General features: G+C 72.7%; 23 protein-coding genes. 9 read left to right on the top strand and 14 right to left on the bottom strand.

The genetic code is table 11. The features are described 5' to 3' along the window. Positions 1-406 precede the first annotated feature (406 nt). Together AB0N76_RS04005 and AB0N76_RS04000 are read right to left on the bottom strand one after the other, a co-directional pair. On the bottom strand, positions 407-895 hold the full coding sequence (locus AB0N76_RS04005) for an NUDIX hydrolase (RefSeq protein ID WP_363552868.1): 489 nt from the start codon (positions 893-895) through the stop codon (positions 407-409). A gap of 222 nt (positions 896-1,117) precedes the next feature. After that, a complete protein-coding gene (locus AB0N76_RS04000; protein ID WP_363552866.1) occupies positions 1,118-1,372 on the bottom strand; it encodes a hypothetical protein in 255 nt (84 codons plus the stop codon). A 136-nt stretch (positions 1,373-1,508) separates the two neighbouring features. Between AB0N76_RS04000 and AB0N76_RS03995 the strand changes: the two genes are divergently transcribed. The 3 genes from AB0N76_RS03995 (at position 1,509) to AB0N76_RS03985 (ending at position 2,965) form a co-directional block, all read left to right on the top strand. Next, entirely contained in the window at positions 1,509-2,339 is an 831-nt protein-coding gene (locus AB0N76_RS03995; RefSeq protein ID WP_363552864.1) for a helix-turn-helix transcriptional regulator, read from the top strand. Beyond that, positions 2,336-2,548: a DUF397 domain-containing protein gene (locus tag AB0N76_RS03990; RefSeq protein WP_363552862.1), complete on the top strand. Its 213-nt coding sequence runs from the start codon at positions 2,336-2,338 to the stop codon at positions 2,546-2,548. The genes AB0N76_RS03995 and AB0N76_RS03990 overlap by 4 nt, the downstream gene beginning before the upstream one ends. Before the next feature lie 135 nt (positions 2,549-2,683). Then, positions 2,684-2,965 (top strand): DUF397 domain-containing protein, encoded by a 282-nt coding sequence (locus AB0N76_RS03985; RefSeq protein ID WP_363552860.1) that lies wholly within the window; start codon positions 2,684-2,686, stop codon positions 2,963-2,965. A gap of 65 nt (positions 2,966-3,030) precedes the next feature. Here AB0N76_RS03985 and AB0N76_RS03980 read toward each other — a convergent pair whose 3' ends face one another. From AB0N76_RS03980 to AB0N76_RS03965, 4 genes are all read right to left on the bottom strand, one after another. Then, positions 3,031-3,573 carry an NUDIX hydrolase gene (locus AB0N76_RS03980; protein ID WP_363552858.1) on the bottom strand — a complete coding sequence of 181 codons (543 nt, stop codon included), beginning with the start codon at positions 3,571-3,573 and terminating at the stop codon, positions 3,031-3,033. Between the two features lie 93 nt (positions 3,574-3,666). Further along, entirely contained in the window at positions 3,667-5,319 is a 1,653-nt protein-coding gene (locus AB0N76_RS03975) for a hypothetical protein (protein ID WP_363552856.1), read from the bottom strand. Next, positions 5,316-6,800, bottom strand: coding sequence for a hypothetical protein (locus AB0N76_RS03970; RefSeq protein ID WP_363552854.1), 1,485 nt, complete (start codon positions 6,798-6,800; stop codon positions 5,316-5,318). Before AB0N76_RS03970 ends, AB0N76_RS03975 begins: the two co-directional genes overlap by 4 nt. Continuing rightward, complete coding sequence (locus AB0N76_RS03965) at positions 6,797-7,516, bottom strand: hypothetical protein (RefSeq protein WP_363553048.1); 720 nt, start codon at positions 7,514-7,516, stop codon at positions 6,797-6,799. Before AB0N76_RS03965 ends, AB0N76_RS03970 begins: the two co-directional genes overlap by 4 nt. Positions 7,517-7,650: 134 nt before the next feature. Here AB0N76_RS03965 and AB0N76_RS03960 point away from each other — a divergent pair, with 134 nt between their 5' ends. After that, positions 7,651-8,892 carry a helix-turn-helix domain-containing protein gene (locus AB0N76_RS03960; RefSeq protein WP_363552852.1) on the top strand — a complete coding sequence of 414 codons (1,242 nt, stop codon included), beginning with the start codon at positions 7,651-7,653 and terminating at the stop codon, positions 8,890-8,892. Between the two features lie 4 nt (positions 8,893-8,896). On the opposite strand, the gene cutA is transcribed toward AB0N76_RS03960, so the two are convergent. The 5 genes from cutA to AB0N76_RS03935 form a co-directional block, all read right to left on the bottom strand. After that, positions 8,897-9,223 (bottom strand): divalent-cation tolerance protein CutA, encoded by a 327-nt coding sequence (gene cutA, locus AB0N76_RS03955; RefSeq protein ID WP_363552850.1) that lies wholly within the window; start codon positions 9,221-9,223, stop codon positions 8,897-8,899. Between the two features lie 70 nt (positions 9,224-9,293). Then, positions 9,294-9,884: a hypothetical protein gene (locus tag AB0N76_RS03950; protein ID WP_363552848.1), complete on the bottom strand. Its 591-nt coding sequence runs from the start codon at positions 9,882-9,884 to the stop codon at positions 9,294-9,296. 292 nt (positions 9,885-10,176) lie between these two features. Then, on the bottom strand, positions 10,177-10,842 hold the full coding sequence (locus tag AB0N76_RS03945; protein ID WP_363552846.1) for a VC0807 family protein: 666 nt from the start codon (positions 10,840-10,842) through the stop codon (positions 10,177-10,179). Between the two features lie 147 nt (positions 10,843-10,989). Beyond that, a complete protein-coding gene (locus tag AB0N76_RS03940; RefSeq protein WP_363552844.1) occupies positions 10,990-11,652 on the bottom strand; it encodes a response regulator transcription factor in 663 nt (220 codons plus the stop codon). Beyond that, complete coding sequence (locus tag AB0N76_RS03935) at positions 11,616-13,634, bottom strand: sensor domain-containing protein (RefSeq protein WP_363552842.1); 2,019 nt, start codon at positions 13,632-13,634, stop codon at positions 11,616-11,618. Before AB0N76_RS03935 ends, AB0N76_RS03940 begins: the two co-directional genes overlap by 37 nt. A 530-nt stretch (positions 13,635-14,164) precedes the next feature. On the opposite strand from AB0N76_RS03935, the gene AB0N76_RS03930 reads away from it, so the two are divergent. The 5 genes from AB0N76_RS03930 (at position 14,165) to AB0N76_RS03910 (ending at position 19,014) form a co-directional block, all read left to right on the top strand. Next, entirely contained in the window at positions 14,165-15,946 is a 1,782-nt protein-coding gene (locus tag AB0N76_RS03930; RefSeq protein ID WP_363552840.1) for a hypothetical protein, read from the top strand. A 131-nt stretch (positions 15,947-16,077) separates the two neighbouring features. Further along, positions 16,078-16,275: a DUF397 domain-containing protein gene (locus AB0N76_RS03925; RefSeq protein WP_363552838.1), complete on the top strand. Its 198-nt coding sequence runs from the start codon at positions 16,078-16,080 to the stop codon at positions 16,273-16,275. Between the two features lie 116 nt (positions 16,276-16,391). Then, the gene (locus AB0N76_RS03920) at positions 16,392-16,973 is read left to right on the top strand and encodes a hypothetical protein (RefSeq protein ID WP_363552836.1); all 582 of its coding nucleotides are present in this window, start codon (positions 16,392-16,394) and stop codon (positions 16,971-16,973) included. Between the two features lie 35 nt (positions 16,974-17,008). Beyond that, positions 17,009-17,752 (top strand): NUDIX hydrolase, encoded by a 744-nt coding sequence (locus tag AB0N76_RS03915; RefSeq protein WP_363552834.1) that lies wholly within the window; start codon positions 17,009-17,011, stop codon positions 17,750-17,752. A 131-nt stretch (positions 17,753-17,883) separates the two neighbouring features. After that, a complete protein-coding gene (locus AB0N76_RS03910) occupies positions 17,884-19,014 on the top strand; it encodes a hypothetical protein (RefSeq protein ID WP_363552832.1) in 1,131 nt (376 codons plus the stop codon). Between the two features lie 47 nt (positions 19,015-19,061). On the opposite strand, the gene AB0N76_RS03905 is transcribed toward AB0N76_RS03910, so the two are convergent. From AB0N76_RS03905 to AB0N76_RS03895, 3 genes are all read right to left on the bottom strand, one after another. Beyond that, positions 19,062-19,580 (bottom strand): hypothetical protein, encoded by a 519-nt coding sequence (locus AB0N76_RS03905; protein ID WP_363552830.1) that lies wholly within the window; start codon positions 19,578-19,580, stop codon positions 19,062-19,064. Positions 19,581-19,678: 98 nt separating this feature from the next. Then, complete coding sequence (locus AB0N76_RS03900; protein WP_363552828.1) at positions 19,679-20,452, bottom strand: hypothetical protein; 774 nt, start codon at positions 20,450-20,452, stop codon at positions 19,679-19,681. Positions 20,453-20,500: 48 nt separating this feature from the next. Continuing rightward, positions 20,501-21,049 (bottom strand): Uma2 family endonuclease, encoded by a 549-nt coding sequence (locus AB0N76_RS03895; RefSeq protein WP_363552826.1) that lies wholly within the window; start codon positions 21,047-21,049, stop codon positions 20,501-20,503. Positions 21,050-21,073 lie beyond the last annotated feature (24 nt).

Below are 21,073 nucleotides of genomic sequence, written 5' to 3'. Positions count from 1 at the left end.
TGCTTCGGCACGGTCATCCAGCAGACCACTGGGGCGAGCGGCGGCGAGGGCGGAACGGCGAACCCCGGCGGGGCCGGCGCCAACGGCGAGGGGCGGCTGAACGGTGGCGTCGGGAGACCCGGCGGCAAGGGCGGAAGCCCTGGCATCTCGGGCGGCGGCGGTGAGGGCGGCGCGGCCGTCACCTCCGGCGGCTACGCGTTCGGCGCCGGAGGCCGGGGCGGCGGCGGGTTCGGCGGCCGGGGCGGGACGGGAGGGGACGGCGGGACGGACGGGACCAACGGTGGCGCCGGATACGGTGGCGACGTCGGCGCGAGTGGTGAGAGCGGTACGGGCGGAGCCGCCGGCGGGGGCGGGGGCGTCCTCGTGGCGTGGTGACCGCACCGCTCACACAGGCGCGGACGCCCTTCTACTCGGCGGGGATGCCGCGGAGGAGGAAGGGGAGATGGGCGCCGCGGGCGAGGGCGTCGAGGGCCTGGGTGGTGCGGCGGTGCTGGACGGTGTCCATGGCGTCGCGGAGTTGGGCCTGGTGGAGCCAGTGGACGCCGGTGATGGTGTGCGGCGGGCGGTGGCGGGCGACGGTGGTCTCCTGGGCGGAGGTCAGGCGGCCGCCCCAGTAGACGAAGTTGACGCCCTCGGGGAGGAGCTGGGCGTCGACGTAGTCGGTGGCGAGGATTCTGCGGAGCGGGAGGACGAGGCCCGTCTCGGTCTCGGTGTGACGGCGCGCGGCGAGGTGGGGGAGCTCGTTGGCCTCGGCGCTGCCGCCGGGCATCATCAGCCCGGACTTGTAGGCGGTGCCGACGAGCAGGATCGCGCCGTCACGGTTGAGGATGAGCGCCTGGTGACCGAGTCGGCGGCGCGGCGGGTTGGTGAGGATCTCGGGCAGCTGGTTCAGCAAGGTGGGCTCCTTGGTTGGGAGTTGGGGTGGGTGGCGATGGCGGCGAGAGCCAGGTGAAGCAGGCTGGGAGCCCAGCGGAGATTCCGGTCGCCAGGATCAGCCCGAAGATGAGGAGTTGGGGCCCGAGCGGCCCGTTGCGGATCGGCCAGCAGACGAGCGCGGCCGCGAGGGCACTCAGGGTGGGGACGGCGAGGGCCGTGACGAGGAGCGAGAGCGAACGGCTCACGCCGCGTCGCCGGCGCGCGGCCGGCTGGGCTTCTGGACGGGGATGAAGCGGGGCTTGGGGAGAGCCTGGACGTGCTCGGGCTTGGTGGTCCACTCGCAGCCGCCGGCTTCGTGCCGGAGGTAGGCGAGCCCGGCGAGGTTGTCCATGTAGACCGCCTCGGTGGGCTGCCCGGAGGGGTTGCGGTGGCCGAGGTCGCGCACGACCTCGCCGACGGCGGGGGTGTAGATGGGCATACGGGGGCGCTTGGACATGGGGGCTCCATTGGTCGCGCAGGGTCCCCGATCTCTCACGGGGTGTAGCCATGGTGGACCTTGGCGCCCTACTATCGGAAGGCACCCCCACTCGACAGAATCCGCCGTGGGATTCAGTGATCGAAGAGGTCCGAGCATGCGCGAGACCGAACTTGACCCGTCGACATCTCCGGTGGCGGCCTTCGGTGTTCAACTCCGCAGGTCACGCAAGGCCGCCGGGTTGAACCAGGTTCAGCTCGGCGAGCTGACGAACTTGAGCGACAGCCAGGTTTCCAACCTCGAAAGAGGTACGCGCACTCCCACACTCGACTGGGTTCGGGCAACTGACCGAGTGTTGGCGACCGGTGGGACGCTAGAACTGATGTACTGGAGCCTCAGCGGCTCCTCCCTGCTGGAGGGATTTCCGGAGTACGTGGCGCATGAGGCCAAGGCCATTGAGCTGCGGATGTTCGAACTTGGTTTGATCCCCGGCCTGTTCCAGACGAAGGCCTACGCTCAGGCGTTGGCTGCGGCAGCCGTGCGACGCGGCACCATCACGGAGGAAGACGCCGAGGAGCGGGTCTCCTATCTCCTCGTCCGCCAACAGCGGCTGAGTCAGCCGACCGCGCCACTCGTTCACGCCGTGCTGGACGAGAGCTGCATTCTTCGGCAGGTCGGAGGCGCCGCCGTTATGCGGGAGCAACTTGACCACTTGGCGCAGCTGGCGGATCGCCCAAGGACGATCGTCCAGATCGCGCCCTTCTCCATGGGTGAGCGAAGGCCCTTTGTCGCGATGGTCTACCTGTTGACCATGGCTGACCGAAGCTACCGTGGATACACGGAGTCGCAGGAACGGGGCTTCCTCGCACGGGAATCCGAGCTGGTCACGAGATGGGCCAGGGAATACGATCGGCTTCAGGTGGGAGCCAGTTCGGAGGTGGCATCCCTCGAACGGATCCGCGCGGCTCGGAAGGAAGTCCGATCATGACTCGCTCGCTGCACCTCGCCGGGGCAAGGTGGTTCAAGTCGAGCCACAGCGACAACGGTGGGGCCTGCGTGGAGGTTGCCGCCGACTACCCCGGCCTCGTCCCCGTTCGTGACTCCAAGTACCCCGAGGGACCGGCGCTCGTCTTCCCCACCGACGCGTGGCGCTCCTTCGTCACCGCCGTCCAGGCCGGCGAGTTCGGCACCGTCTGAACCACCGCCGCCCGATGGCCCCGACCGCACGCCGGTCGGGGCCGTCGACATCTTCGCCAGGCTTTCTCCGCCATCCAACGGCGGAGCACCTACCGTGGACAGGGAACGGATCCACTCCCCACGGAAGGGTTCCCGATGCCGAACATCGACCTCACCACCACCCGCTGGCACAGGAGCACATACAGCCAGCAGGGCGGCAACTGCGTCGAAGTGGCACTCGACCTCACCTCAGCCCGCTGGCGCAAGAGCACCCACAGCCAGCAGGGCGGGGACTGCATCGAAATCGCGCCCGACTTCCCAGCCCTCGTCCCCGTCCGCGACTCCAAGGACCCCGCCGGACCCGCCCTCCTCTTCCCCTCCGCCGCCTGGCACTCCTTCGTCACCGCCATCCAAGCCGGCGAGTTCGGCACCGTCTGAACCCGTTGGCACGCCCGCATCGCGAGGGCGGCCCCGCAGCACAGCGCGGGGCCGCCCAGCACCTGTCAGATCCAGGTGTAGTTTTCGTTCGTGATCGCAGCCAACTCGAAACCGGTCACCGGGGCGTCCGGGGACGCGAGCTGCGACAGAGCCTCGCCGATCGGCGGGAACAGCGGCAGGTCGGCGGTCTTGCGGTAGTCGACCCACTCGACGTGCCCGACTTCGTGGCCGCCGTCGGGCAGCTCGTCGTACTCCTCGGTGGCGAGCTGTGCGCGGATCTCCGGGGTGATGTGCATCCGGTAGATCAGGTGCAGCTTGCGCGGGGACGGGGTCGGGCCGGGCCGCTCCAGCCGGGCATCCATCAGCCACAGCAACTCGGCGCCGGCCACGTGCTCGGGGTCGAGGTTGAGTTCCTCCTTCAGCTCGCGGGTGAGAGCGTCCGGGAGCGCCTCGCCGGGCAGCACGTTGCCGCCGACGGTGGTGTAGTGCACGGAGTTCGGGCGCTCGCGACGCAGCAGCGCGACCTCGGTGCCGCAGAAGACCAGGCCGCTGGTGCGGATCTTGATCTTGTCGAACGGCTTGGTGGTCGTCGCTTCGGTGGTGCTCATCGGGTGTTTCTCCTCGGCGGGTGGTGACGGCTGGGACTTTCCCAGCGTGGCCTCCCGGCCGGACGGCCGGGAGGAGTCGGCGAGTTGGCGTCTCTAGCGTGCCCCGGGGAAGCCGTGGTGGCTGCGGGCCTCGGCCTGGGGGACGTGCTCGATCTCGACGCCGGTGAGGGTGAAGCGACGCAGGCGGCACCCGGTGGCGCGCATGACCGGGGCGAGGTGACAGGGGTCCATCTCCTCGATGAGGACGGTGGGCCGGCCGGTGGTGGGGTTCTTCCGGCCGGTTGCTCCGCGCGGCAGGGGCACGGTGGCGTGCGGCAGGGGCGTGATGCGCCAGATCGGGCCCCGGATGGTGGAGAGGCTGGCCTGCCCGAACCCCCGCTCTTCGCGCAGGGTCATCGGCTCGCCGCTGGTGGCCGCGAGGCCGCGGAAGAGCTGCTGCGCGCGGCCCTGGTTGACGATCTGGCCGGTGTCAACGGTGAAGTCCCGGGAGAAGAACGTGGCGGGCGGGTACCCGGCCTTGAGCAGGGCGCGGGCGTGGACGCTGACCATGGGGAGGATCTGGCCGCGCAGGTGGGCGGCGGCGGCCTTGTCGACGTCATCGAGGTGGTGCGCGCGGACCCGGAGAGTGGCGAGGACGGCGTCGATGTCGGCGGCGGTGGCGTCCGGGAAGGGGTCGCGCCGGCCGAGTCCGCGGTCGGCCTTGTGGGCGAGGAGCGCGCCGAGGAAGTGCCGGGTGGCGTCGGTGTAGCCGGACACCTTGCGGAGGTCGGTGGCCGGGTACAAGTTGAGCGCGGTGAACCGGCCGTCGGGGTGGAAGTCCGGGTCGGCGCTGAAGTAGTCGCCATCGGCGTTGCGGAAGCGGTGGAGGCGGACGGCGGTGGCCGTGTGCGGTACGGCGAGGACGCCGTGCAGCGTGTCCCGGACGGTGCTCGGGCTGGGCGTGGCGCGGTCGCTGACCACATGCAGGTAGGGCGTGCCGGGCTGGTCGAGGACGGGCTGGCGTCGCTCGTCCAGCCGCTCGATCGCGGTGTACGGCAGCGGGGAGGTGCCGGGCTGCTGGGCGATCAGCAGGTGCGGCCCGCAGGCGAGGACGTGGTGGCCGTCGACGTGGGTATCGGTCAGCTCGGCGATGCCGACCAGCGGGGCGAACCGCATCTCGACGGCAGCGGTGGCGGCGCCGTGGCCGATCCGGTCGAGGAGCGGCCGGTAGGTGGCGAGGGCGTGCGCGAGGTCGTCGGTGTACTGGTCGCGTGAGGTGCCCGGGGCCTTGCCGACGAAGCCGGTCGCGTAAGGGGTGAGGGAGAAGCGGATGCCGTCGAAGACATCGCCGTACTCGGCGACCAGGCGCTCGTGCATCTGCGTCAACTCGGCGGAGCGGGAGGAGAACCCGACGGAGGACATGCGCATCTTGACGCCGAGGACGTCACGGGCGAGCGCCGCGTAGAGGTCCAGGTGCGGGTACGAGCCGATGTCGTTGTCCAAGTAAGGGAACACGACGCCGGGGCGGTGGATGCGGCCTTCTCCGATGCGCAGTCCCCGGGCGGTGGCCTCGTCGGCGAGCGCGTGCGCGAGGTCGGTGAGGCCGCGGCGGGTGAACCGCCACAGGTCACTGCCGGCGAACTGGCTGCACATCGCGCAGCGGTTGACGCATCCGACCTCGGGGGCGAGGTACTGGAGGCGGGTGAGGGCTTCGTCCGGCAGGGCGGCGAGCTGTTCGCGCAAGGGGCTGAGCGTCTCCGTGGTCACGGGGTGGTCCCTTCCGGTCGGGTGGCGGGGGTCAGGTGGTGGTCGAGGGCGGCGAGCAGCCTGCGGCCGGTCGCGCTGAGGGTGTGCGGGTCGGCGAACGGGCCGTCGTCAGCGGTGGTGATGGCCTCGGCGGTGCCGAGTTCCGCGCCGGGCAGGCACAGCACGTCGGGCGCGGGCAGGTTCGCGAGGAGTACCTGGCCGGGTCCTGCCTCGGCCGGGTGTGAGCCGGGCCCGACCCAGTGGAGTGAGCCGGCCGCCGGGCGGTAGATGCCGGGGCCGTGGAGACCGGTCAGGGTCACGGGGTGGGGGCCGCGGTGACGGAGCTTGAGGTAGTACGGGCCCGGGGCGCTGCTGGTGGCGGCATCGATCGTGGCCGTGTTGAACGCCTCGGGGTCGGGCAGCCACTCGGCCCGGCCGCCGAGCAGCACGACCAGGTGGGCGACGGCGAAGGGTGGCACTCCGCGGAGCTGCTGGTTGACGCCGGACACTTCGGTCGTGCCCTGGTTGCGGCAGTTGATCTCGTTGAGGACCACACGGCCGTCCTCGGTGAGCAGCGCGTCCACGCCGAACAGGCCGGCCATGCGGTGCTCGGCCCACGCCCACTCGGCGATGCGCACCGCGGCGTCGACCACGGCCTCGGCGGCCGGGCGGGGCCACGGGATGGACCAGATGTTGCCCGCGCTCTTGGCCGGGGCGATGCCCGCCTCGGGCACCCCGACGGCCTTGTGCGAGGGCCGGTCGACGTACACGCGCAGGGTGCCCTCCGGCCGGGGCGCGGACAGGATCGTGATGTTGGAGGACCAGCCGGTGACGAACGGGGTGACCCGGTACGGGCCTGGCATCGCGGCGGCCTGGGCGAGGTCGGCGTCGGTGTCGACGAACACGGTCCCCCGGCCCCCGGAGTCGGCCCCGGACTGCACGACGACCCTGTCCGAGGACACCGCCCGGCGCAGCTCCGCGAGCGAGGGCAGGGGCCCGTCGATGCGCACGCCCGCGAGGCGGACCGCTTCGGGGACTTCGGCGAGACGGAGGATCTGCCCGAACGCGGCTTTGTCCTCCAGGCGCTTGCGCAGGTCGGCGTCGATCGCGGAGACCAGACCGTCGGGGCCGGCCCAGGACCGGAGCTGCCTGGTGGAGTACCAGGCGGTGATCACTGGTCGGCGCCCAAGCCCGGCGACTGCGACCCGGGCGGCCTGGGCGATCTCGTTGGTCCAGGACCGCCGCTGCCCCACGCCGCGCACCGGGGCCGCGTCCTCGGCCGCGAGGGTGCGGCGGGCACTCGCGGACTCCCACGCGCGGTACGCGCCGATCGCGAGATCGGGCCGCAGGGCGGGCAGCGCGGCCGGCCCCGAGTAGGAGGTGCGCCCGGAGCTCGCGAACCGCTCGATGCTCACCAGCGCCCGCCCCGCGAGCAGCACCGCGACCTCTACCGAGGCGGCCTCGCCAACCGCTGCGTCGACCTTCACCGACGGCCCGCTCACGCGATCCTCCCGAACTCGGAGGCCCGTACGGCTTCGGCGCCCAGTGCGGCGGCGACCACGATCTCGGTCATGTGCTCCGGGCTGTGTTCGGAGGTGTCGAACACGATCAGGTTCCGGTGCCGCAGCCCCATCCCGTGTAGCAGGAAGGCGTTGAACCGGTGGGCGAACGCGGGGTCTTCGACACTGCGCCGGTCGACGGCGTCGATCTTCTCGCGGCCGGCCATCCGCTCCGCCCGGGTCTCCACGGGTGCATGCAGGTACACCGCGAGGTCGAACCGGGCGAACAGGTGCGCACACCGCAGCGCGAGAGCGGCAGAGAGGTACGGGCCGCCCGCCATGCCGAACGCCACCGTGCGGTCCACGTAGCCGTCCTGGACCAGGATCACGCCGGTGGGCTGCGGCGGATCCAGTCGGACGAGGGCAGCGTCCACGGCGTATCCGCCGAGCAGGTAGGCGGTGGTGATGAACGCACTGTCGGGCTGGCGGACGAGCTTGAGCCGCTTGAGGGCCTTCTTGACGGGGTGGTGCCCAGCGAGGAACCCGCGGTGGCGGGCGGCGGGATGGCCGAGTGCCTCGAAGGTGTCGACCAGGCTGGTGACGAGGGTGGTCTTGCCGGACATATCGAGTCCGTCAACGAGAATCCGCACAACAGGGCCTTCTCTGGCCGAGAAGGGGACCGGACCGCCCACAGGACCCCAAGACCCATTCGGGGCCATTTCCTGCGGACGGCGTGACCAGTAAGACACCGTCAGCTACGGTCTCCCAGAGCGGAGTTGAGGCGTCAATCAGGCATCTCCTGCGCACTCCCGCACGTGACCTGGGGAAACGCCATCCACGGACCGGGGGCAGCATGACGTCCAAGCGTGCACGGCTGGCGGAGCGCCGCGTGGTGCTGGGCTACAGTCAGGAACAGCTCGCCGAGGCGACCGGCGTGTCCGTGTCGACGGTCGTCCGCTGGGAGGCCGGCCGAGCCACCCCGCAGCCCTATCAACGACCTCGCCTCGCAAGGATCCTGCAGGTCACCCTGGCGGAGCTGGCAGGAATCCTGACACTGGAGATGGCGGCGGGCTCAGCCGCCTCCGCTCCGACTGCATTGCTGCCCGACGACGTGGACGCACCGGAGGACGACGTGGACAGGCGCACCTTTGCGATCGGCACCGCAGCGATCGTCGCCTCGACGGCGAGCGAGCCATGGGAGCGTCTGACAGCCGTTCTCGGCGGAAGCCGGGCTGACTCCGTAAGCACCATGGCGCTGCTGGGCGCCACCGCCTCGATGTTCAGCGCGGAGGAGCACACCCCCGCCCGGCTGCTCGCCTCGCAGCTCGGCGAGCACCTGAACGCCATCACCACGATGCTGCCCGCCTCCGGGGCGCACCAGCAGGCGCTCACCATCGCGGCGGGGGAGACCGCCGCGCTGGCCGGATGGACCTACTGGGACCTCGGCGACTACCGGCGGGCCCAGCAGTACTACCGCACGGCTCGGCAAGCCGCCGACATCTCCGGGCACGGACCGTTGCACGCACTCGTCCTCGGCTACGCCTCGTACGGCGTCGGAAGCACCCGGGCCCGGCACATGCTGGCCGCCGCACAGGGGTACGTCCGCGGTCGGGGCCACGCCGCAGCCCGTTCCTGGCTCGCCGCCCGCGAGGCGGAGGAGTGCGCGGCCAACGGCGACCGCGAGGGCGCGGTGCGCGCACTGGACCGGGCCGAGACCGCCTTCGACTATGCCGACCCGGCCACGCGACCGGCCTGGATGAGCTTCTTCGGGCGCGCCCGGCTCGGCTCGATGCAGGTCGCAGCCTACGCCCAGCTGCGCCACGAGGGCCTCGGCGCCGCCGCTGATCAGACCCTCGCCGACCTCGGCGAGGATGACAGAAAAGTGCGTGTTGCCATCCTTGGTGATGTCGCGGCCGGCTACCTGGCCGCCGGTGCCGTCGACCAGGCCGTTGACGTCGGGCGCCGGGCCCTGGCGGCAACGCTGGAGAGCGAGACGACCATGGGCACGGTCAGGCTGTCCGCGCTGGCCGGACGACTCCCGGAAACAGCGGCGGCCCGGCACCTCCGCGAGGAGATCCGGGCCGCACTCGGATGACCGCTCAGTCGTTGGTGGTCTCGCTGTTCACCCAGTCCAGGTAGGCGGTCGAGCCCGTCACCACTGGCACGCCGACGACCTCCGGCGTGTCGTAGGAGTGCCGCTCGGTGATGAACGTAGCCAGTCGGCCACCGAGATCTGCGCGGGTCTTGAAGTCGATGCGCCACTCGGCGGAGTCCTGGATCTCGCCGTCCCACCAGTACACCGACTGGATCGGGTACACCTGTGCACAGGCCGCCAGGCGCTCGCGTACCACCGCCGCGGCCAACTCCCGGGCCCCCGCCTCGTCGTCGTGCGTCGTGGTCACCACGAGGAAGTCACGATTCGTCATGACCCGACCCTAGCCGCCGCAGGCCGGGCAGGGAGAGTGCCAACGCACGCACGCCGCGCTTCGACCGATGTCACCCCTCCCCCACCTTCCAGCCGTGGGAGTACTCGACGTGCACCATGCCCGGTCGATCCTTCGGCGACCGGGCATGGCCATCCCCGCCATGCCGCAGGGTGATGCACTCGTGCGACCACGAGTACGCGGCCAGCACATGAGCCGGACCATCGGCGATCAGCGAATGAACCGCCGCCCCACTGATCCGGAACGCCGTAGCACTACCGGTCAGGAACAACGTCTCGGCGGCGAAGCCGAACCGCAGTTCGTCCCGCCACCCCTCGAACCCCCGGCGCTCGTGATCGATCTCGTCCTCACCCGGAAAGTCCGACTCGGGGATCTCTGCCGTGTGCAGTTCCCCCGCCCCCAGCCGACTCCGGACCGCCTTCCACCGCGACGGCGGAAACCCCAGACTGTGGTGCGCCAACACCAGATCCAGCGCAGCCCCGCGCCGCTCCCCCAACCCGGCGGGGCCCGCCGCATTCGCCCTCAGCGGCACGTACACCAGCGAACGCCGCGAGCGCGCCGCCAGCGCCCAGGCCACCGCGAGATCCTTCGCCGCCCCGAGATCGACGTACATGTCCAACGACCAGTCGTTGTCGTACAGCACCGCCCGCCCCGCCATCGGCGCGGCGTTGACGACCCGGTACTCCTCCCCACCATGCCGAACCCGGTGGACCGTGGTCCTCAACCTCACCGCTCACCCTGTTTTCTCATCACCCGGCAGTCCTACCCCAGGTGAGCGCACATCGTCGCGACCTGCGTGGACGTCACCGCCCTCCAGACCGGCGAGTTCGGCGACGTCTGACGCTTTCGGCAGGCCCAGCGCTGGACCGTCCGACGGCTCTCGAACGGGACCGACGGGAACAGGCCGGGGGCCCGCGGTTTCGGGTGTCAGCCCATCAGGTGAGCCGGGCCATCATGCGGCGGCCGTAGGACTTGCTGATCCTGACGATGGCCATCAGCATGCCGACGAGGAGCACGACCGAGAGGACGGGGACGAGGTCGACGGGGAGGGTGTAGGCCATGGCGATGCGAGCGGCGGAGTCGATGAGGAAGGCGGCACCCCAGGCGGCCGACATCCACCGCATGGCGGCGCGGAAGCTCGCGTGGCGTTCCCAGGAGGAGTACCAAGTACGGGCGGTCTCCTCGGGGAGCATCCTCACCATGGTGGTGAACATGAAGGGCCGCCGAGCGAGGAGGGTGCCGATCATCCACAGACCGAGCAGGCCGGTCAGGTAGCTCTCGCGGGCGAGCAGGAGGCGGGCGTCGCCGGTGAGGAGGGTGATGGCCGTGCCGCAAGCCATCACGCTGAGGGTGAAGAGGCTGACGGCGGAGACGCGGCGTTCGGCGGCGACGGTGTGGATCAGCCGGGCCAACGGTACGGCGCCGCTGACGAGCAGGGCGAGCCACTGGCCCAGGCCGGCCGCGCGCAGCCCGTAGTAGAGGCCGAGCGGTACGCCGACCTCCATGACGGCCGTGCGGATCAGGTCCGCCTTGGGGTTCCCCGGCTCGGTCGCGGCCGTCACCGGCGCCCGCTCGTCGATCCGCTGCGGCTCGGCCGTCATCACCGTCTGTTCTCCCTCGCCCGCGCCCGGGCCGTCGTCCTGGTCGGGCCGTTCGGCCCGCCGTACGGGTACGACGCTACGGCTACGGCCGGGGCGGCGGAATGCAGCTGTGAGCAGACCCGGGGTGCAGAAAACTGCACCCCCTCCTCAGTTCCTTGAGTTCTGGGGGGCGTTCAGGTAGGTGAGCACCGCCAGCACCCGGCGGTTGTCACTGGTGTCCTGGGCCAGATCCAGCTTGCCGAAGATGCTCGCGGAGTGCTTGCTGACGGCGCTGTCGCTCAGGTGCAGCTCCTGCGCGATGCCCGCGTTGGACCTCCCCTGTGCCATGAGCTCCAGTACCTGGAGTTCGCGCGCGCTCAGCGAGGCGAGCGGTCCACCGTGCTCACGCCGCGCCACCAGCTTGGAGATCACCTCGGGGTCCATCGCCGTCCCGCCGCCCGCCACCCGGCGCAGCGCGTCGGAGAACTCCTCGTCGCTGAAGACCCGGTCCTTCAGCAGGTACCCGATACCACCCTGGCCGTCCGCGAGCAGTTCGCGCGCATAGAGCTGCTCCACGTGCTGCGACAGGACCAGCACGGGCAGTCCCGGCACCTCCCGGCGGGCCGCCAGGGCCGCCTGCAGCCCCTCGTCGGTGAACGTCGGCGGCAGCCGCACGTCGACCAGGGCGATGTCGGGGCGGTACCGGGTCAGCGCCCGCGACAGCTCCGGTCCGTTGTCGACAGCCGCGACGACCTCGAAGTCGTACGACTCCAGCAGCCGCACCATTCCCTCCCTCAGGAGGAACTGGTCCTCGGCGAGGACAACGCGCATGGCAGCTCCATGGTCACCAGGGTCGGGCCGCCCACGGGGCTGCTCACGAACAGATCTCCGTCGAATGTACCGAGTCGGCGGCGCACGCCCGCCAGGCCGGTCCCGGCGGCCGGGTCGGCGCCGCCCCGGCCGTCGTCGCCGACCGTCATCGTCAGCAGACCGTCGAAGTGCCGCAGGGCGATGCGCACCCGGGAGGCCCCCGAGTGTTTGGCGGCGTTCGCGAGGACCTCGCACACCGCGAAGTACGCGCAGGCCTCCACCGGCGCCTGCGGCCGCCCGGGAACGTCCACCGCGACCTCGACGTCGAGCGGGTAGTCCAGCGCCACCGCGCGGATCGCGTCGCCCAGGCCCCGCTCCGCGAGGACGGGCGGGTGGATGCCCCGCACCAGGTCCCTCAGCTGCGACAGGGCCGCCGAGGACTGCCGACGGGCCTCGGCCACCAGCTCGCGCAGCTCCGGCGCCTCCTGCCCCAGCCTCCGCTCGACCAGTCGCAGCGTCATTCCGATCGCCACCAGTGTCACCTGGGCCCCGTCGTGCAGGTCGCGTTCGATGCGGCGCAACTCGGCCGCGTGCACCCCGGTGGCGTCCGCGCGGGCCTCCGTCAGCCGCTCGACCCGTCGGGCCAGTTGCGCGCGCCGGGTCGGGCGCAACAGCAACCGGGCGACGCGGGCGTGCGCCCGCAGCGCGTACGGCGCCGTCCACCACACCGCTGCCGCCAGCGCGGTGCCGACGGTGACCGCCGTCCAGGGGGCTCCCGCGAAGGGCCGTCCCCCCGGCAGCCGGTCCAGTACCGCGTCCCAGAAGCTGTAGGGGCCCGTCCCCTCCGTCACCAGGTTCAGGATGCCGGGCCCGACCAGCCCGAACAGCGAGAACCCGCCGACGGCCAGCGGCAGAGCCAGCAGCACCCCCGCCACGAACGGAGCGACCGCCGACCACAGCAGGTCGCGCCACACCGCCGGATCGCCGGCCGTGTGGCGCATCAGCTGCAGCGGCCGCACGAAGTGGGGGGTCCGGTACAGGCGCCGCCCGTACTGGTAGTAGCCGTCCGCGCCGCGCCGCACCGGCTCCGGCACGGGCAGGTAGGGGGCCCGGATCTCCACGCCCAGCAGACCCCCGGCCAGTCGCCGGCCCAGTACGGCGAAGGGGCGGGCCGACTCCACCGCCTTCGGGAAGAGTCCCACGAACCCGGTGCACGGTCCGGCCACCAGTGCCAGCAGCTGGACGGCGGCCAGCACCGGGCCGGCCGACGACAGCAGCGACAGCAGCACCCCCGCGCCCAGCAGCCGCAGGCGCCCGACCGGCTCGGCTCCGGCGGGCACCGCCGCGGGAGTGGCAGCGCGGGCCAGCAGCAGCCTCGTCCAGCGCCCGTGCGCCCGCAGCACCGGCGGTCCGGTCACCAGGCCCGCCGCCACCGCCGCGGCACCGACCCACGCCGTCCCCGGCAGGCCGGAGCCGCCGACCATCCGGCACAGGGTTGCGGCCGTCGCGTACAGGCCGCCGGCGGTCAGCGCGGCGGGAAGTGCTGCCAGGGGGACCCCGATGAGCGGGTCGAGCAGCAGGAAGGCCAGGTCCCGTCCCGTCGCCGGGTCCCGTCGCACCTGCCGTGCCCGCCTGCTGCGCAGCGCCGCTCCGTGCGAGGCGTACAGCCGCCTGCCGTCGCGGTACAGCCCGCCGTCACGCGGGCGGGGATCCGGCGGCCCGGGCACATAGGGGTCACCGACGGGAACCCCCGACCACCGGCCGGCCAGCTCGCGCCGCCACCGCGGAAGCCGACGGAACAGGTCCAGCGCGCCCGCCGAGCCCGTGCCCACCGCGACCACCGCCGGAGCCAGGGCCACCACCGGTCCCAGCAGGCCGAGGAGGGCGAGCACCGCACCGCGCAGCGGCGCCACCGCCACCGCCCACGCCCACGGGCCGGTCAGGGATCCTGCCGCTCCGGCGGGCTCCTCCCGTTTTTCCTTCCAGGCGTTCTGAGCGAGCATCCGGTCAGTTTCGCACGGCCGTTCCAGCACCGAGCGGGGCAGGTGGACAGCTGATCGACGAATGGTCATCCGGCAATGGTTCCGGCACGAGTTCCGTGAAAGCCGCTGGTCAGGGTGGAGCCAGGGCGGATCCGGGAGGAAGAGGTCCCATGACGGGCCTTCAAGGGCGATGGCGGTGAAACCGGCGCTGGGTACCGGGGGTTTCCCTACGCGGCTGCCGCGCAGCCTACCGTGGAGCACGGGTTCCACGCCCGGACCGTACCTCTTTCCTCATCGCAGCTCACCTACTCAACGGGGCGCCCCTCGGCCGGCCCGCCTCCTCGGCAACCGTCGCCGGGCCGATGTCACTCGACCTGGTGATCCACCGGCAACGAGCACCTGCCGACGAGGCCCGCTCCGGCATGGTCGGCCCTGTGAAGAACCATCTCGAACCATGGCGCCCCGCCGAACCCACCCTCTTCCCCCGCCACCGTCCGAGCCCCTTCCTCCCGGATCGCCTGGCATGGCACCCGGGCCACGTACTCGAACCGTTGGCGGAGCGCGTCCACTCCCACCACCGACCCCGCGCCGCCTCGGGCTTCAACCGGGGCCCGACCGGCCTGGGCACCTCCGCCGCCCGCGCGTTCACCCCACCGGCCACCGACCCCGCCGCGCCGCCCCGGCTGGACGTGCTCTGGACCCGCAAGCGCGCGGCCGGGTCCGTGCTGGCGGACCACGTCGCCGCCGTCCGCCGCCGCCTGGCCGACAGCCCGGGATCGCACCGGCCCGGCGGCTGGGTGTACGACCCGGAGGGCACCCTGGCCACGATGCGGCGCGAACCGGCCGCCTGGGGGCGGGAGTTCGCGCCCTGGACGGCGGAGTGCGGCGAGATGGTCGAGCACGGGCGGGCCCTGCTCGCCGAGGTCGGCGAAGTCCGCGGCCGGGGCGTCGGGTTCAGCGCCTCGGGGCGGGCCGGGCTGGTCCCGGTCGCCGTCGGCGCGGATCCGGTGGGGGCGCTGCTCACCCGGGCCCGGCTGGGGGAGAACGCGGGCCGGTCCACCAAGTCGCACCTGTCGACGTGTGGTTCAGCCGACTGGGCCGCGGTCATGGACGAGTTCGGGCTCCAGGGCGTGGCGGCGTACCCGAACTTCGCGGCGGGCGCCTGGGGCGGCGGCCTGATGCCGGACAGCTACGACGACTGGCGGCAGGACTACGTCGTCATCCTGATCTACGGGTTCTACCTCGAATACAACATCGACACCGCGTACGAGGAGGCGAGCGGCAACAGCCTGCAGCACGAGATCCTCGCCCTCTGGGACCTGCCGGAGCTCCCGCCCGACCTGGCGGCCCGACGCGCCCACGTGGCGGCCGACATGGCCTTCTTCGACGCCAAGCGGCGCGACGAGGCCGAAGCCCACGAGGCGGGCACGAGCGGCCTGGCCGCGTGGGTCTACCGCGACCGGGACACCTGGCGCGACATGAAGGCGGCGGACAGCGGCTACTTCACCTACTACCTGTCGTTCCTGCCCGGTTCCGCCGGCCGCGACGACATGATGCTGACCGGCCTGATCGCCGACTGGTCCGACATCGGCCCCGACCTCCGCTTCCAGGAGTGCGGGCAGTCCGTCCTCGCGCTGACCCGCGGCTCGGTCGTCATGGCCGACCTGCTGGACTGCTACGAGCGGACGGTGTGGATGTTCAACACGCACTGGACGGAGACCGCCGGCATCCGCCCCGAGCGCTACGCGGCGTGCACGGCCGTCCTGGCCGTCGGCCTCTGGCTGTTCGGGAACCACCGGCACGACGCGTGGCGCTACTACGCCCTCGCGGCCGACCTGTCCCACGTCGCTCAGCAACGGGACCTGTACGCCTCCGGCCAGCTCGCGGACTGCTACGCCGAGGACCTCACCCCGACGACGCCGACCGACCGGCCGCGGGTCGACGTCCCGAGGCGGGAGCTGCCGTTCGACGTCGAGATCGACGGCGTCCGGCACACCGGTGCCGTCCGGCTGCACACCGTGATCTGCGACGCCGCCGCGAGCGGCGTCCTGCCGATGAGCGTCATCGAGTACGAGTTCATCGTCCCGTGGCTGCTGCGGGAGGGGAGGATCCCGCCCGCGGCCTTCCTCGCGCACATGGACCGCGCCTACTGCCACCACTTCGCCCGGCTCATGCGGGCCGGGCACGAGAGCGACTTCGAGCGCGGCTTCAACGAACCGGTGTCGGCGCTGGTCATGGAGCAGTGGTGGCACGGCATGTTCTTCGCGATCGGCGCGGGCAGCCTGGTCGAGGCCCAGCCCGACCGGGTCGCCGGCGACCGGGCGCACTCCTGAGCCCTCCCGGTGTCCCTCGATGTCCCCGACCGCCGGCGCGGTCGGGGACATCGGCGTTTCACCCCCGGCTCGGCCTCCGCGCGCCTACCGTGGACGGGGACCGGATCCACTCCGCGCGGAAGGATTCTCACGTGGCCATCCACACCCACTGGGTGAAGTCCAGCTACAGCCGGAACGGCGGGGCCTGCGTCGAGATCGCGGCCGACTACCCCGTTCTCGTCCCCGTCCGCGACTCCAAGGACCCCGCCGGGCCCGCGCTGCACTTCTCCCCCGCCGCCTGGCACTCCTTCGTCGCCGCCATCCGGGCCGACGAGTTCGACATCCTCTGAATCCGTATCCGCTGATCCCTATCCGCTGGGCCGCATCCGCCGAGCCGTCCCGTCACACTCCTGTGCTGTACTACGCGTTCAACCGTTCGCCCACGTCTCAGGAGCCCGACCGTTCGATGAGTGCCGCCTGCCCGCAGTGCTCCGCGCCGGACCAGTCCGTCGCCGTTCCGCACGCCCTCGACCCCGCCGCCCAACCACCGCTCGACGAGCAGACGCGCGCGCTCCTCGCCCCGCCGCCGCCTCCGCAGCCCGCGCCGCACCGGATGGGCGGGGCCGCGATCTGCTTCTACTCGCTCGCCGGTGTCTTCGCCCTGCTCGCCGTCTTCGCCCTGACCCGCCCCCGGGTGGACGACCCCACCAGCTACGGCACCGCCTACGCCCTGGGCTACTTCATCGGCCCGTTCCTGCTCCCCGCGCTCTTCGCGGGCATCGCGGCGATCATCCACGCCGTGTCCAAGGGTCGGCACGGCCGCCGCGCCGCCGAGTCCCTCCCCCAGCAGCAGGCGTTCTGGCAGCGCAACCACGCCGTCTGGCAGGCCGCGTGGCTGTGCCGGCGCTGCCGGGTCGCGTTCTTCCCGGACGGCGTGCTCCGCAAGGACTTCGCCGCCTCCCCGCCGATACCGCTGGACCAGTTCCCGCTCTGGGTGGTGACCGCCGCCGAACGGGCCTACGGAGCCGCCGCCCCCGTCGCGCCGTAGTGACCGGCCGCCGCCTGCCCTGCCACGATGTGCGGATGCCCGGAACGCCGCCGCTCCCGCCCGCCGAGCTCCTCGACGTCCGCCGGCTCCGCCTGGTCGAGGTGGCCGCGCCGCGCCTGTCGGACGAGGAGCGGAGCGCCCGGGACCGCGCGTGGGCGGACGCGGTCCGGCGCAACCCCGCGCTGTTCGACGGCCCGGCGGTGGCCTGCGCGGGCGCGTCCTGGCACGGGCCCGGCGAACTGCTCGTCTCCTGGGCCCGGGTGACCTACCGGCACTACGCCCTGCGCTTCGTCCCGGGGTCGAAGGCCGCCACCGCGTCGCTGTCCGTCGGCGTGCTCCAACCCACCGAGGACGGCCGGCTGGTGGTCGGCCGGATGTCCCCGTCGACGTCCGCGCCCGGACGCTGGCAGCCACCGGGCGGCGGCGTCGAACCGCCCACCGACGGCGAGCCGTTGGATCTCGCCGCGCTGCGCCGCGAGGCCGCCCGCGAGCTGGCCGAGGAGACCGGGGTGGTCACCGCGCCGGACGACCTGGCGCTCTGGGCGGTCACCCGCGGCCGGTACGGGAGCGTGGGCGTGCTGTTCCGCGCACCCGCCCTCCCCGAGGCGGTGGTGCGCGAATGCTTCGCCGCGCTGGCGCCGCCGGAGCGGGAGCTGGTCGAGCTGGCGTTCGTCCGCTCACCCGATGAGCTGGCGCGCTTGGACGGCCCGCACGCCGACTACCTGGCCCAGCTCGTCCACCGCTTCGCCACCGGGCGGGCGGGCGGCGGTGCGGAGTAGGAAGTCGGCGGGTCCGACTTCCTACTCCGCGCCCACTCACGCCCGGCGCAGCAGGAACGTTTCCTCTCCCGCGCAGGAAGTCGGCCCGGCCGACTTCCTGCGCACGCCCGCCGCAGCGATAGCCTCCACAGATGATCGACGAAGCCGACGCCACCCCGTGGGCCGCCCTGTTCGAGGAACCGGGCCCGTCCGCGCCGCCCGCCAAGGCGTGGCTCCTGGGCCTGGGCGCCAACCGGGCCGCACCGGCCGACGTCCTGATCGGCGTCCTCGACACCGGCCACACCGACCTCCTGCTCCGCCGGGACCTCCCGCCCGGCGTGGTGGACGCCGCCGTGGACCACCCGGCCAGGCGCGTGTGGGGCGCGGCCGCCGAGCAGCATCCGCTCTCGCCCGCCCAGTGGGCGCGCTTGCTCGCCGCCCACGCCGGCACCGAAGTGCACGATCTGCTGGTCGAGTTGGCGGAGGAACAGGCCGCCCGACGCGAAGACCGGCCCCGCCCGCGCATCGGCATCGAACGCCCGCCGGCCCCGGACGCCCGGCCGCCCGCCACGCCCGAGGAGATCGCCGCCCGCGCCGACGCCGTCCCCGAGATCGGCCCGGCGGACCGGACGTACGCCCTGTGGTGGGTCGCCGAGCTCCACGACGACCCGGACGCCATGCGGCAGTTGGCGTCCTCCCCCAAGCTGTGGGTCCGCCGCAGCGTCGCCCGCGCACCGCACCTGCCCCCGGACGTCGTCGGACTCCTCGCCCGCGACGAGGACCACGCCGTCCGGCTTTTCCTCACCGAGTCCTGCGACGACGCCCCGGCCGACCTGCTCCTCACCCTGTGGGCGAACGGCCTGACCGGTACCCTGTCGTTCCCCGGCGGCCCCCGCGCCCACCCCAACTTCCCCCGGCACGACCTGCTGCGGTTCGCCGACGACCCCCGCCCGCGCGTGCGGCTGCTCGCGCTCGACGACCCGGCGTCCACCGCCGAACTCGTCGAACGCCTCGCCCGCGACCCCGACCCCGCCGTCCGCACCCGTGCGGCGGAGGACCCCCGGCTCTCCCCCGGCACCGCCACCGCCCTGACGGCGGACGCCGACCCCGACGTCCGCCGCGCCGCCCGGCGGCACCCTCACCTGCCGCCGACGCTGCTGGCGGCCCTGCTGCACGACGCCGACACCGCTGAGGAAGCCGCCGGCAACCCGGGCATCCCGGTGGCCGTCCTGCGCCGCATGGTCGCAGCTGCGGCGGCCGGGATCGGCCGACGCCCGGAGTAGGAAGTCGGACCCGCCGACTTCCCACTCCGGCGGCCCGGCCCGGCGGCTCAGTAGTCGACGACGTCCAGGTGGTAGGTGGTGTCGACCCAGAAGCCGCCGGCTTCGGCCTTGATCGTCAGGACGTACTGGCCGGGGACGAGCGGGTCGAGGGCGCACCAGAGGCCCCAGGCGACGCGCGGCATGCCGACGGCGAAGAAGCGCCTCGACGCGAACTCCTGCACCTTCAGCGGCACGCCGTTCAGGGTCGCCTCGGCGCGCGAGGCCTCGACGCGCCACGGCTCGGCGGAAAGCCCCAACGCCAACCGCTGGGTGTTGAACACCGGGAAGAACACCGGCCGCCCCGCCGCGATCGGACAGCGGCGCACCACCCGGCCCCCGTAGGTACCGGCGAGGAACCACACGTCCGAGGGCTGGCGCCAGCCCGCGAACTCGCCCGTGGTGTCGGCGACCGGGCTGCGCTCCTCCGGCGCCGACAGCGCCCACTTCCACCAGCGTGCCGCGAGTTGCCCGCCCCGGCGGGGGTCCACGGTATCGGCACCGGTCTCGGGGGACACGGCCTCGCCCACGTCGACTCCTTCGGCTCCACACGGGTACGTCACAACGGTTCGCCGTGACCCTATCCCGGCGCCGCAAGGGCTTCCGCGCCCGCCCCGGGCGGAGGCGGTCAGCCGTCGAGGCCGTCGAGGCGCCGGACGACGACCTCGTACTGGTCGACCGCGCCCTCCCACTGGACCACCAGGTTCGGATCGTCCCGGTCGTACAGGCAGAGGGCGAGGTCGTGGGACTCCGGGTCGCAGAAGGCGGCCAGGTAGTCGCGGAGCCCGGGGTCGGTGACGGCGGCGACGCGCTCGTGCGCCTCGTCGTCGACCTCGTCGGCGGAGGCGCCCAGGCCGGCGGGCACCTCGTCGGCGGAGGTCGCGCCGAGCAGGCCGGTGGCGGCGCGGAGGGCGTCGAGGAGGGTGTCGGCGGAGGCTATCCGGGCCTGCCAGAGCGTCCACGCCGTCGCGGGCAGGTCCGGCGCGGCGAGGTCGACGCCGTGCCGCTCCGCGAGCCGGCCGAGCTCGGCGCCCGGGACCACGCAGCCGTCGGCCAGCTCGGAGAGGTCGGCGGCCAGACCGGCGGGGAAGGCGGCCGGGTCGACCAGGTACAGCGAACGGCTCGCGTCGAAGACCGGCGACGGGTGGTCGAGGTCGCCGGGCGGGGTGAGCAGCAGGTACTCGAAGGTCAGCGTCGCCTCCCCCGCGAGCGCGGCCCGCCCCACCCACGCGCGGTCGCGGTCCAGCTCGCTCTCGGCGAGGAAGTTGCCACTGTAGAAGGCCCCGTACCGGGCCCCGGCGTCGTACGCGTCCAGCGGCCGCCCGAGCACCTCCCCGAAAGCCTGGGCGAGGGCGGCGATCCAGTCGGCGGTCAGCGGCGCGGTGCTGTGATCATGCGTCATGGTGCGAGTACAGCACGACCAACTGACACCCCGCGCACAGCTGTTGGCTCAGCGGCTGTAGTTCTTGAGGACCTCGGTGTCCAGGGTCACGTCCAGCCCGGGCAGGTCCACGCGCTCCCCGTAGTCGTAGCTCCGGATCTCGCGGTACCGCCCCTTGACCGGCTCGCTGTGGACGGTGACGGTGTCGCTGTCGCGGTCGACCAGGAGGTAGACCGGGATGCCGCTCTCGGCGTACGCCCTGGGCTTCTTGACCCGGTCCCGTTCGTCGGCCCGCCGGTCGAAGGAGGTGACCTCCGCGACCAGCAGGACGCCCCGCGCGTCGGCCCACTCCCCCTGGCCGGCGAAGTACTCGGCGGGTGCGAGGGTCCCGTCCGGGCGGGCGTCGCCGTTCTCGTACGAGGGGATCCGCAGGCCTTGCTCGGCGAAGAGCCAGAGGTCGGGGCGGTGTTGCAGGCAGGTCCGCTGAAGCCACGCGATGATCTGGCCGTGGTCGCCGTCGGGTGGGGGCTTGACGCCGATCTCACCGTCGAGGAATTCGAGCACGGTGCCGTGGCGGGCGGCGGCCTCGGCAATGGCTTCGAAGGTGTCGAGGCGCAACGGGGGCTCCTGAACGGACGGGCG

The sequence above is a fragment of the Kitasatospora sp. NPDC093806 genome, assembly GCF_040683335.1.
Classification (GTDB): Bacteria; Actinomycetota; Actinomycetes; order Streptomycetales; family Streptomycetaceae; genus Kitasatospora.
The sequence above is the reverse complement of the archived record's forward strand: the minus strand, read 5'-3'. Positions and strand labels throughout refer to the sequence as shown.

What these genes read in the sequence shown, in the direction of transcription:
- AB0N76_RS04000 (WP_363552866.1), bottom strand. Translation starts at nt 1,372, where the DNA reads ATGTCCAAGCGCCCCCGTATGCCCATCTACACCCCCGCCGTCGGCGAG.
- AB0N76_RS03995 (WP_363552864.1), top strand. Translation starts at nt 1,509, where the DNA reads ATGCGCGAGACCGAACTTGACCCGTCGACATCTCCGGTGGCGGCCTTC.
- AB0N76_RS03990 (WP_363552862.1), top strand. Translation starts at nt 2,336, where the DNA reads ATGACTCGCTCGCTGCACCTCGCCGGGGCAAGGTGGTTCAAGTCGAGC.
- AB0N76_RS03985 (WP_363552860.1), top strand. Translation starts at nt 2,684, where the DNA reads ATGCCGAACATCGACCTCACCACCACCCGCTGGCACAGGAGCACATAC.
- AB0N76_RS03980 (WP_363552858.1), bottom strand. Translation starts at nt 3,573, where the DNA reads ATGAGCACCACCGAAGCGACGACCACCAAGCCGTTCGACAAGATCAAG.
- AB0N76_RS03965 (WP_363553048.1), bottom strand. Translation starts at nt 7,516, where the DNA reads ATGGCCCCGAATGGGTCTTGGGGTCCTGTGGGCGGTCCGGTCCCCTTC.
- AB0N76_RS03960 (WP_363552852.1), top strand. Translation starts at nt 7,651, where the DNA reads ATGACGTCCAAGCGTGCACGGCTGGCGGAGCGCCGCGTGGTGCTGGGC.
- cutA (WP_363552850.1), bottom strand. Translation starts at nt 9,223, where the DNA reads ATGACGAATCGTGACTTCCTCGTGGTGACCACGACGCACGACGACGAG.
- AB0N76_RS03945 (WP_363552846.1), bottom strand. Translation starts at nt 10,842, where the DNA reads ATGACGGCCGAGCCGCAGCGGATCGACGAGCGGGCGCCGGTGACGGCC.
- AB0N76_RS03940 (WP_363552844.1), bottom strand. Translation starts at nt 11,652, where the DNA reads ATGCGCGTTGTCCTCGCCGAGGACCAGTTCCTCCTGAGGGAGGGAATG.
- AB0N76_RS03935 (WP_363552842.1), bottom strand. Translation starts at nt 13,634, where the DNA reads ATGCTCGCTCAGAACGCCTGGAAGGAAAAACGGGAGGAGCCCGCCGGA.
- AB0N76_RS03920 (WP_363552836.1), top strand. Translation starts at nt 16,392, where the DNA reads ATGAGTGCCGCCTGCCCGCAGTGCTCCGCGCCGGACCAGTCCGTCGCC.
- AB0N76_RS03915 (WP_363552834.1), top strand. Translation starts at nt 17,009, where the DNA reads ATGCCCGGAACGCCGCCGCTCCCGCCCGCCGAGCTCCTCGACGTCCGC.
- AB0N76_RS03910 (WP_363552832.1), top strand. Translation starts at nt 17,884, where the DNA reads ATGATCGACGAAGCCGACGCCACCCCGTGGGCCGCCCTGTTCGAGGAA.
- AB0N76_RS03900 (WP_363552828.1), bottom strand. Translation starts at nt 20,452, where the DNA reads ATGACGCATGATCACAGCACCGCGCCGCTGACCGCCGACTGGATCGCC.